Origin of the sequence: Phenylobacterium sp. (assembly GCF_030645195.1) — a bacterium.
GTDB lineage: Bacteria > Pseudomonadota > Alphaproteobacteria > Caulobacterales > Caulobacteraceae > Phenylobacterium.
In genome coordinates this window covers 1-9,619 of the sequence record NZ_JAUSLW010000164.1, presented here as the reverse complement: position 1 = coordinate 9,619, position 9,619 = coordinate 1, and the positions used below count along the sequence as shown (strand labels likewise).

The 9,619-nt window shown below is 67.5% G+C and carries 9 protein-coding genes and 1 rRNA gene; 5 read left to right on the top strand and 5 right to left on the bottom strand.

The window, feature by feature from the left end:
• Window positions 1–416, bottom strand: a 16S ribosomal RNA gene (locus tag Q7T09_RS13530); the annotation flags it as partial.
• Between the two features lie 894 nt (window positions 417–1,310).
• Here Q7T09_RS13530 and Q7T09_RS13525 point away from each other — a divergent pair.
• Complete coding sequence (locus tag Q7T09_RS13525) at window positions 1,311–1,748, top strand: Rrf2 family transcriptional regulator (RefSeq protein WP_304700403.1); 438 nt, start codon at window positions 1,311–1,313, stop codon at window positions 1,746–1,748.
• Here the strand turns inward: Q7T09_RS13525 and Q7T09_RS13520 are convergent.
• The 4 genes from Q7T09_RS13520 to Q7T09_RS13505 form a co-directional block, all read right to left on the bottom strand.
• Window positions 1,691–2,161, bottom strand: coding sequence for a hypothetical protein (locus Q7T09_RS13520; RefSeq protein ID WP_304700401.1), 471 nt, complete (start codon window positions 2,159–2,161; stop codon window positions 1,691–1,693). The genes Q7T09_RS13525 and Q7T09_RS13520 overlap by 58 nt on opposite strands.
• Window positions 2,158–2,796: a hypothetical protein gene (locus Q7T09_RS13515; RefSeq protein ID WP_304700400.1), complete on the bottom strand. Its 639-nt coding sequence runs from the start codon at window positions 2,794–2,796 to the stop codon at window positions 2,158–2,160. Before Q7T09_RS13515 ends, Q7T09_RS13520 begins: the two co-directional genes overlap by 4 nt.
• A 140-nt stretch (window positions 2,797–2,936) precedes the next feature.
• Window positions 2,937–3,365 (bottom strand): CBS domain-containing protein, encoded by a 429-nt coding sequence (locus Q7T09_RS13510; protein ID WP_304700398.1) that lies wholly within the window; start codon window positions 3,363–3,365, stop codon window positions 2,937–2,939.
• Between the two features lie 57 nt (window positions 3,366–3,422).
• On the bottom strand, window positions 3,423–4,061 hold the full coding sequence (locus Q7T09_RS13505; protein WP_304700396.1) for a rhomboid family intramembrane serine protease: 639 nt from the start codon (window positions 4,059–4,061) through the stop codon (window positions 3,423–3,425).
• A gap of 163 nt (window positions 4,062–4,224) precedes the next feature.
• Here Q7T09_RS13505 and hfaA point away from each other — a divergent pair, with 163 nt between their 5' ends.
• From hfaA to Q7T09_RS13485, 4 genes are all read left to right on the top strand, one after another.
• The gene (gene hfaA / locus Q7T09_RS13500; RefSeq protein WP_304700395.1) at window positions 4,225–4,662 is read left to right on the top strand and encodes a holdfast anchoring protein HfaA; all 438 of its coding nucleotides are present in this window, start codon (window positions 4,225–4,227) and stop codon (window positions 4,660–4,662) included.
• Window positions 4,652–5,656 (top strand): holdfast anchoring protein HfaB, encoded by a 1,005-nt coding sequence (gene hfaB / locus Q7T09_RS13495; protein ID WP_304700393.1) that lies wholly within the window; start codon window positions 4,652–4,654, stop codon window positions 5,654–5,656. The genes hfaA and hfaB overlap by 11 nt, the downstream gene beginning before the upstream one ends.
• Window positions 5,586–6,812: a holdfast anchor protein HfaD gene (gene hfaD, locus Q7T09_RS13490; RefSeq protein WP_304700391.1), complete on the top strand. Its 1,227-nt coding sequence runs from the start codon at window positions 5,586–5,588 to the stop codon at window positions 6,810–6,812. Before hfaB ends, hfaD begins: the two co-directional genes overlap by 71 nt.
• A gap of 90 nt (window positions 6,813–6,902) precedes the next feature.
• The coding region (locus Q7T09_RS13485; RefSeq protein WP_304700390.1) for a pitrilysin family protein at window positions 6,903–9,619 on the top strand (2,717 nt) is incomplete at its 3' end.

The following is a 9,619-nucleotide window of genomic DNA, read 5'->3' as shown; positions in this document are numbered from 1 at the left end:
TCCCCGGTGAAAGAATTTTACAATCCTAAGACCTTCATCATTCACGCGGCATGGCTGCGTCAGGCTTTCGCCCATTGCGCAAGATTCCCTACTGCTGCCTCCCGTAGGAGTCTGGGCCGTGTCTCAGTCCCAGTGTGGCTGGTCATCCTCTCAGACCAGCTATGGATCGTAGGCTTGGTGAGCCTTTACCTCACCAACTACCTAATCCAACGCGGGCCGCTCCAATGGCGATAAATCTTTCCCCCGAAGGGCACATACGGTATTAGCTGAAGTTTCCCTCAGTTGTTCCGTACCAAAGGGCACGTTCCCACGCGTTACTCACCCGTCCGCCGCTAGCCCCGAAGGGCTCGCTCGACTTGCATGTATTAGGCCTGCCGCCAGCGTTCGCTCTGAGCCAGGATCAAACTCTCAGGTTGAGTTGACTCTGACTTCAATGTGACAGACCCGAAGGTCTGTCTGGCATTGGTCTACATAGTTCTTGACGAGGTACATAACACCAACAAGTCCGAAGACCGGTTGGCATATGGTATTGTCTTCAAGAGACCGCAGATTTAGTCAGCGTCGAGATAGTCTGGTTAGGACTATCGCCAGAGCGCCGCCGCCTGCGTTTCTCTTTCCAAATCAACAATGTCAAAGACCGTGACCGGGTTTCCCCTGCCCCACTGTTTAGCGCCGGTGGTCGGCGGAGGCGGCTATCTAGTGGCCGGCCTCTTTCGTGTCAACCGATCCTTTCGGACTTTTTCGCCAGAGCCCGGAAGGTCCGGATTTAGGCAAAAATCTCGCTCCGGGCCCACCGAGGGGTAAGCCCCATCAAGTCCGTAACGATTCGATTGAAGCTGCGGAACATAACGATCTGCAGTCGAAAAGCAAGAGGTTTTTAAGGCCTCTAAGTCTTCGCTGCGGCCCGTCTGGCCCTCAGCGAGGAGCGGCGTATCTAGTGGCCGCACCCCTTAGTGTCAACCGGCTCTTTCGAACTCTTTTCACCGATCCAGAAGATCTGGACACCGATGAAAGGAAACCTTCGCGCCGAGGTTGGAACCGAGGCTCCAAGTCCCGACCGGAGATCCGATCGCCGCTTGAACTGCGTTACGAAGAACAATGATTTCAAGTGCTTGGTAGCGCCTGAAGCCGTTGTCCGCCGCCCCGTTGTCCGAGCGAGGGGGGCTTATATGAGCGGGTTCGAAACCGCGCAACCCCCTTCCGACAGTTTGGTGACAAATCGGCGCCCCGCCTTGTGGACAGAGCGCGCCTCTCCTTATGAAGACGGGGCGCAAACCCTTTGCGCACGGGGTTAGGAGAGGTTTCCGCAGATGCTTTCGCAAAAGGCCCGCTACGGACTGCGCGCCCTGGTCGAACTGGCCCGCGCCGGCGGCGGCCAACTCACATCGGGGGAATTGGCCGCCCGGGCCGACGCGCCACGCAAGTTCCTGGAGGCGATTCTGCTGGAGCTGACCCGCAACAAGGTGGTGGTGAGCAAGCGCGGGAAGTTCGGCGGCTATCTCCTGGCCCGCCCCGCGGCCGAAATCAGCTTCGCCGAGATTATCCGCATCATGGATGGGCCCCTGGCGCTCGCCCCCTGTGTCAGCCGGCTGTCCTTCCGCAAGTGCGACGACTGCCCGGACCTGGCCACCTGCTCCCTGCGCGAGGCGCTCTTGAGGGCCCGCGACGCCACCTCCGACGTCCTGGAGGGCTACAGCCTGGCCGACGCGGCCGCCTGCGAGGGCGCCGAGGTGTTCAAGCCGGGCTGAGCGCATGTCTTCTTCGGGACGATCGGAAAGCCCGGCGCGGCGTCATCGTGGAACACGCCGACCTTGTCCGGCACGCCCTTCTTGCCCAAGAGGTGGATAACGAAGTCCGGTGACACCTGGACCACGAGCGGGTGGTTCATCTCCCCCATAAAGGTCACGGGCCTTCCGTAGTCGTACTTACAATCGCCAGTCGAGACCACGATCTGTCGGTCGATCTCGCTCCCCCAAACCGTCTTGTGGCGCCCGGGCTGCAGTCGAAAGTCGTAGGCCCGCATCTCGGCTCGGTGAGGCTTGTAAAGCGGAAGCACCAGCACCTGCGGGGTTTGATTGTAGATCCTCAGGCTTGGCGCCGTGTCGCAGCCCGCCAGAGCCACGCACATCATGCCGGCCAAGCCTGCGAGTGCGATCCTCATTGCGGTCGCCTTGCCCATGGCCGGGGCGGGTTCGCTCCCGGCCCCCGCTCATTCCAGTTGGAAGGCCCGTGCCACTGATGATCCCTTATAAGCGAGTAGGCGCCACCTAGCAGGTTCGAAGGCAGATAGAGCGGGCCGAGCTGCTCGCCCTGCTTCACATGTTGGAGCTCATGACCCTCAGCGTTCCGAGCGGCTTCCAGCGGGCTCATCGCCTTATCGTTTGTCCAATCGGGACCATCTGAATCGTGAGGGTCATAGGGATTGCCATTAAAGACAACCGCGTTTCCAAGCGTGATCGCGCCGACCCCGCCCAAGGGATTGTTGGTGAATTGGATCGAATCCTTCCGCACATCAATGTGCGGGTTCTTCCCCATCACCTTGCCAAGCCCGTATCCCGCCAAGCCATAGCCCAGACCGATCGCCGTATTGGGCGCGTTCCAGGCCTTGCCGAGGAGACTACGGATCGCCGCGCCCTTCTCCGGGTCCCTTTGCCAGTGCGCCAGCTGGCGCCACTTTTCCGCCGAGAGGCTCGGCATCGCCGGCCGAGCCGTCGGCTCGGCCGGCGGCGGCGGTGTCGCCATGATCTCGGCGCCCTGCGGCTTGCGCCGCCCCAACACATGCAGACCCGACGGCATCCGAAACGTCCCCTTGAGGACGGGAGCGCCCGCCCTCACCAAGCCGAAAAGGTCCCATGGCGATGCTGAAAAGTCAAGAACAAACCCAGAACATTCTGGGCGCGCAAGCGGCTCTGGCCGCCCGCCGGAGGAGCCCCGCCCTACCCCGCCGCGATATAGGCCTTGAGCCCGTCGGCCTCGGCCTCCACCTCGGAGATCTTGTGCTTCACCAGGTCGCCGATGGAGACGATGCCGATCAGCCGGTCGCCCTCGCAGACCGGCAGGTGCCGCAACCGCCGGTCGGTCATGCGGCTGAGCAGGGAGTTCACCGTCTCACCCGGCTCGGCGAACACCACGTCGCGGGTCATGCAGGCCGAGACCGGCTGGTTGAGGGCCGAGGCCCCCTGCTCGGCCATCACCCGGACCACGTCGCGCTCGGAGACGATGCCGGCCACCCGGTCGCCGTCCATGATGATCATGGCGCCCACCCTGCGCGAGTGCAGCAGGGCGCAGATGGCGCTCACCGTCTCGTTGGGGGTGGCTGTGAAGACCAGGTCGCCCTTGGCCTTCAGGATTTGCGAAACAAGCATGGCTGCGTCCTTCCGTAATCCCCGGAAAAACCAAGGTCGCTCAATATCGCTGGCGGATCAATCGACTACACCCCGACGTGATAGCCAGCCGAAGGGGGTCACCAGCACCAGGCCCGCGGCGTAGCCGAACAGGTGCGCCTCCCAGGCCACCGGCATGTCGCCCGCCCCAGGCGCGAACCCCACCACCGCGATCAGCAGGTTCACCACCACCCAGGCCGCCGTCATCCCCACCACCTGAGGGCTGAGATAGGGGCCGGGAACCCCCTTCCCCGCCAGCATGCGGGCCGCGGCCGCCATCAGCCCCGCCGCCGCGCCCGAGGCGCCAACCAGAAGGTGCGGGTCCCCGGCATGGACCCAACCATAGCCGAGGTTCGCCAGCGCCCCGCAGGCCAGATAGAAGAGCAGGAAGGCCAGGGCCCCGGCCGGCCGCACGCCATAGTAGCGGGCCACCGGCGCCCCGAAGGCCAGGACCGCCACCCCGTTCAGCAGGGCGTGGGCCCAGCTCCCATGCAGGAAGAGGGCGCTGAACAGGGTGATCCAGCGCCCCTGGGCCAGGGCCTGGGGCGAGAATCCATAGGTCGGCAAGATTTGCTCAGGCGGCAGGAATGTCTGCAGGCCGAACCCCCCGATGATCGCCGCGGCCATGGCCAGGGCTGGCCAGGGGGCGTTGAAGGCGGGTTCACGCGGTTGGTCCAACGGGCTCTCCACACGCAAAAGAACAGCGAAACCGGGTGGTTCGCTGAGTCGCATTAACCAAATCGCCAGTGTCTTTGCTCTTTAGTGCGCGCTGTCCAGTTTTGGCACGTTCGTTGCTCCTGCCTGGGCAGACGTTTGGTCCGCGCGAGGTTTTCGTATTTCCATGGCCGCCGCTCCCCCCGCCGCGCCGCGTCTCCTCGCGCTGGCCTGTGTCCTCGCCGCCGGCCTGGCCGCGGGCCAGGCCCAGGCCCAGGCCATGGCCACCAACTCCGCCGACTTCAACGCCGGCTACGGCCGCGTGGCCGGGTCGGAGAACCATCCGGTGGAGGTCTCCACCCGCGACGCCAACGGCAACCGCATCATCGTCGACGGCCTCATGCTCACCGGCGAGGATCAGTCCAGCTTCTCCAGCGCCTCGGGCGTGGTGGACGCCTATGCCGGGGTCGGCGCGCTCTCGGGCGGCGCCACGGCGATCGGCAACAACCTGACCGTGGTGACCCAGGGCAACTACAACACCGTCATCATCAACTCGACCCAGACCAACACCGGCGCGGTGAGCGCCAACGCCACCGCTAACGGAGGGGTCGGCAGTGGTCAGTAATCCGCTCCAACGGGTCGCCGGCGCGCTCAGCGCCGCGGCCCTCGGTCTCGCCGGTTGCGCCACCCCGGTGGCGGGCCCCAGCGGCAACTATTCCCGGGCCATCGGCACCGCCCCGGTCACCGCCAACCCGACCCCCTATTCCTCGGCCTTGGTCTGCATGGCCGGCTATGCGCGCAACGCCAAGCTGGTGGCCCCCCGCATCGCCGTGGGCCGCATCGCCGACTACACCGGCAAGTCCGAATCCGACGGCTCGGGCCGCAAGATCACCCAGGGCGCATCCCTGATGGCCATGTCGGCCTTCGCCAAGGCCGGCATGCCCCTGGTGGAACGCTTCGACACCTCCGTCTCCGAGCTGGAACTGAAGTACGCCAACAACAAGCTGATCTCCGACGCCCCCAATCCCGCCCCCGACCAGGCGGCCGACTATCGGCGCATCCTGGCCGGCCAGGTGCCGGGCTCGGACTTCTATGTGGCTGGCGGCGTCACCGAGCTGAACTTCAACATCCGCTCCTCCGGCGCCGACTTCACCGGCGGCAGCCCCGACGCCAAGGAGCTCAAGGGCTCCTTCCGCGGGCGCATGTTCGTCATGAACATCGGCCTGGACATGCGGCTCATCAACACCCGCACGCTGGAGGTGGTGGACGTCATCTCCTACCAGAAGCAGGTGGTGGGCCGCGAAGTGGGCATCGGCCTCTTCGACTTCCTGGGCGGCAACGTCTTCGACGTCTCGGCCGGCGCCGGCGCCCTGGAGCCCATGCAGCTCGCCGTCCGCGCCCTCGTCGAGCGCGCCGTCGTCGAGATGACCGCCAACCTCTACGGCATGCCCGGACCGCGCGCCTGCCTGGCCTCCGATCCGCTGGGCGACGGCACGGTCGGGATCACCGGCGGCTATGTGCCGGCCTACAACAACCTGGGCACCAACAATGCTGAAACGCGGTCCGATCCTTCTCGCTGGAATTCTCGCCGGGATTCTGCCGTGCGGGGTCGCTACTAGTCAGACCAGCACGGCCCTCAACAACCAGGTCCAGCTCGGCGACGTCTTCAGCCAGCAGACCCTGAACGTCGAGACCGTCACCGACTCCACCACCGCCAACACCACGGCGACCGCCAACGTCTATGCCGCCTCCACGGATGGCGGCGATCTCGACGTGCGCTCCAACCAGACCTCCAGCGGCGACGTTGTGGCCGACACCGTGCTCAATGTCGCCGCCAATTCCGGGGCGGCCACCAACCTGACCACCACCGCCAGCGGCAACCTCGGCGACGCCAGCATCTATGGCGGGACGCTCACCGGGGTGTTCACCCAGGCCACCACCGCCTCGACCCTCTACGCCCACAGCCACATCGAGGCGCCCAACGCCCAGACCGGCGACGTGGCGACCTCCGCCCAGGCGGTGGGCAATAACCAGAACCTCGGGGTCAGTGTCGCCGCGGCCGGCGTCCGCGTGAACCAGGCCAACGCCGGGACCGCCTATTCCGACGGCGGCGGGGTCTATGGCCTGGTGACCGGCACGGCCGAGATGACTGCCGGCGCCATGGGCAACAATGTGTCGCTGTCGGGCGACGGCGGGTCCGGTGTGCGGATGATCGCCGACCAGCAGAACACCGCGGCCAACACCCACGCCTCCCACTTCACCGCCTTCGGCCAGGTGCAGGACGCCAAGACCACCGCCGTCGCCGCCGGCAACAACCTCAACGTCGTGAACGAAGGCTACCTGCTGGACGCCACGGTCAACCAGGGCAACCAGGCCTATGTCCGGGCCCAGGCCGAGAGCTCGGCGGCCAATTTCGGCGCCGGCGCGGCCGTGGCCAGCGGGGTGGGCAACAGCGCCGTGATGGGGGACATCGGCGGCGAGGTGATCATCGACAACACCCAGTTCAACGAGGGCGGCGGCATCGAGGCCGTGGCGGCCTGGACCGGCGGCGAGGGCTATGACGGCCTGGCCTCGGCCACGGCCACCGGCAACTCCGCCCTCGGCTATTCCTGCTCCGACTGCTCGGGCCGCCTGACCGTGGCCAACAGCCAGACCAACACCGTCGATGTCGGCGCCACGGCCACCGCCACGATGACCACCGGCCGCTCGGTCTCGGGCGTGGCCAACGCCGTGGGCAACACCGCCACCTACTATGTCAGCCGTCCCGGCGAGTAGGGCGGCCCCGCCCCCTTCCCGCCTTGCGCCCGCCACGAGCCCCGGCGCATGGTGCCCGACCTTCTCCAGAGATCGACCCGGAAAGCCTTGATGATCCGTCCCTTGCGCGCCGCGGGCGCGCTGCTTTCGGCCCTGGCCCTCAGCGCCTGCGCCGTCCCCCACCTGTCGATGCCCAAGCTTGGGGGGTTCGGGTTCGGACATGACAAGGCCCCGGCCGTCGCCCCGGCCAAGCCGCCGCCCGGCCAGTGGCCCCAGGTCCGCTCCGACGTCCCCGCCGATCCGGAGGTCCGCTTCGGCGCCCTGCCCAACGGCATGCGCTACGCCATCCGCAGGCAGTCGACGCCGGCGGGCCAGGCGGCCCTGCGCCTGCGCTTCGACGCCGGCTCCCTGCAGGAGACCGACGCCCAGGCCGGTCTCGCCCACTTCCTCGAGCACATGGCCTTCAACGGCTCCAAGAACGTGCCCGAAGGCGACATGATCAAGATCCTGGAGCGCCTGGGCCTGGCCTTCGGGGCCGACACCAACGCCTCGACCGACTTCGACGAGACCGTCTACAAGCTCGACCTGCCGCGCACCGACGCCGAGACGCTCGACACCTCCCTGATGCTGCTGCGCGAGGCGGCCGGGAACCTCACCATCGACCAGGCCGCCGTCGACCGCGAGCGCGGCGTGGTGCTGTCGGAGGAGCGCGCCCGGGATAACCCACCCTACCGCGTCTACAAGGCCCGCCTGGACTTCATGCTCAAGGGCCAGCGCCCGCCGACCCGCTATCCCATCGGCAAGGTCGAGGTGCTGCGGAACGCCCCGGCCAGCCTGATCGCCGACTATTACCATCAGTACTACCGCCCCGAACGCGCCACCCTGGTGGCCGTGGGCGATTTCGATCCGGGCGCCATGGAGGCCAAGATCAAGGCCCGCTTCGGCGACTGGACGCCCACCGGTCCCGCCGGCGCCGACCCCGACCTCGGCCCCGTCGCCCCCCGCGGCCCGGAGGCCAGGCTGGTGGTGGAGAGCGGCGCCCCCCTGTCCCTGCAGCTGGCCTGGATCGGCCCGCCCGACACCGCCCCCGACACCGTGGCCAAGCGCCGCCGCGACTTCATCGAGCGCCTGGGCTTCTCGGTGCTGAACCGCCGCTTCTCCAGCCTCAGCCGCTCGGGCGCGCCGCCCTTCCTGGGCGCCGGCGCCTTCAAGAGCGACGAGTACGACGCCGCCGAACTGACCATGATCACCGTCAACGCCGAGGCCATCCGCTGGAAGGACGCGCTCAGCGCCGCCGACCAGGAGCAGCGCCGGGTCATCCGGTACGGCGTGCGCCAGGACGAGCTGGACCGCGAGATCGAGGAGGTCCGCGCCAGCCTCAAGGCCGACGCCTCCGGCGCCGCCACCCGCACCCCCGCCGAACTGGCCGGCGAGATCGTCGGCTCGCTCTCCGACCACGAGGTGGTCACCAATCCGGTCCAGGACCTGGCCTTCTTCGAGGCCACCGTGAAGGGCCTGAAGGCCGCCCAGGTCTCCGCCGCCCTGAAGGCCGCCTTCGACGGCGACGGGCCCCTGGTCTTCATGACCTCCCCCAAGCCCATCGCCGGGGGCGAACCGGCCCTGCTCCAGGCGCTGGACGCGTCGCGCAAGGTCGAGGTCACGGCCCCCACCGCCATCGCCACCGTCGCCTGGCCCTACGGGAGCTTCGGAACCCCCGGCAAGGTGGTGGAGACCAAGGAGGTCGCCGACCTCGACGCGGTCTTCGTCCGCTTCGCCAACGGCGTGCGCCTCACCGTCAAGCCGACCCGTTTCCAGGACGACGAGGTCCTGGTCCGCATCAATGTCGGCAATGGCCGGGTCGACTTGCCCAAGGACCGCCAGAGCGTGGCCTGGGCCGCCGGCGCCTATGTCGAGGGCGGCCTGAAGCAGATCAGCGCCGAGGACATGGAGCGGGTCCTGGCCAACCGCGTCTACGGCGCCCAGTTCGGCATCGGCGACGAGGCCTTCGTCCTCTCCGGCGGCACCCGCCCCGACGACCTGGACACCCAGCTGCAGGTGCTCACCGCCTATGTGGCCGAGCCCGGCTGGCGGCCCGAGGCCTTCCAGCGCCTGAAGACCGCCGGCAAGACCATCCACGACCAGTACGAGTCCACCGATTCCGGCGTGCTCAGCCGCGACCTGGCCGGCCTGCTGCACCCCGGCGACCAGCGCTGGGTCTTCCCCAGCCGCGGCGAGATCGCCGACGCCAAGCTCGCCGAATTCCAGGCCGAGATCGCGCCCGCCATCTCAGGCGGCCCCATCGAGGTGGTGATCGTCGGCGACATCACCGTCGACAAGGCCATCGAGGCCGTCGCCGCCACCTTCGGCGCCCTGCCCCCGCGCCAGGAGCCGCCGGCCGCCGATCCGGCCCGCCGCCAGGTCGCCTTCCCCACAGGCGTGGCGACCCCCGTCCAGCGCACCCACAAGGGCCGCGCCGACCAGGCCATCGGCTTCCTGGCCTGGCCCACCAACGACTTCTTCGCCAACCCCCAGAAGGCCCGCGACACCGCCGTCATGGGCGAGGTGCTGGAGCTGCGCCTGATCGAGGAGCTGCGCGAGAGCCAGGGAGCCACCTATTCGCCCCAGGTCAGCTACAACCACTCCATGGTCTGGCCCGGCTGGGGCTATGTCTCGGCCAATGTGGAGATCCCGCCGGAGAAGCTGCCGGCCTTCTTCGCCGACGTCCGCAAGATCGCCGCCGACCTGCGCTCCAGGGACATCACCCCCGACGAGCTGGAGCGCGCCAAGAAGCCCCGCATCGACCAGATCGAGAAGGCCCGCGAGACCAA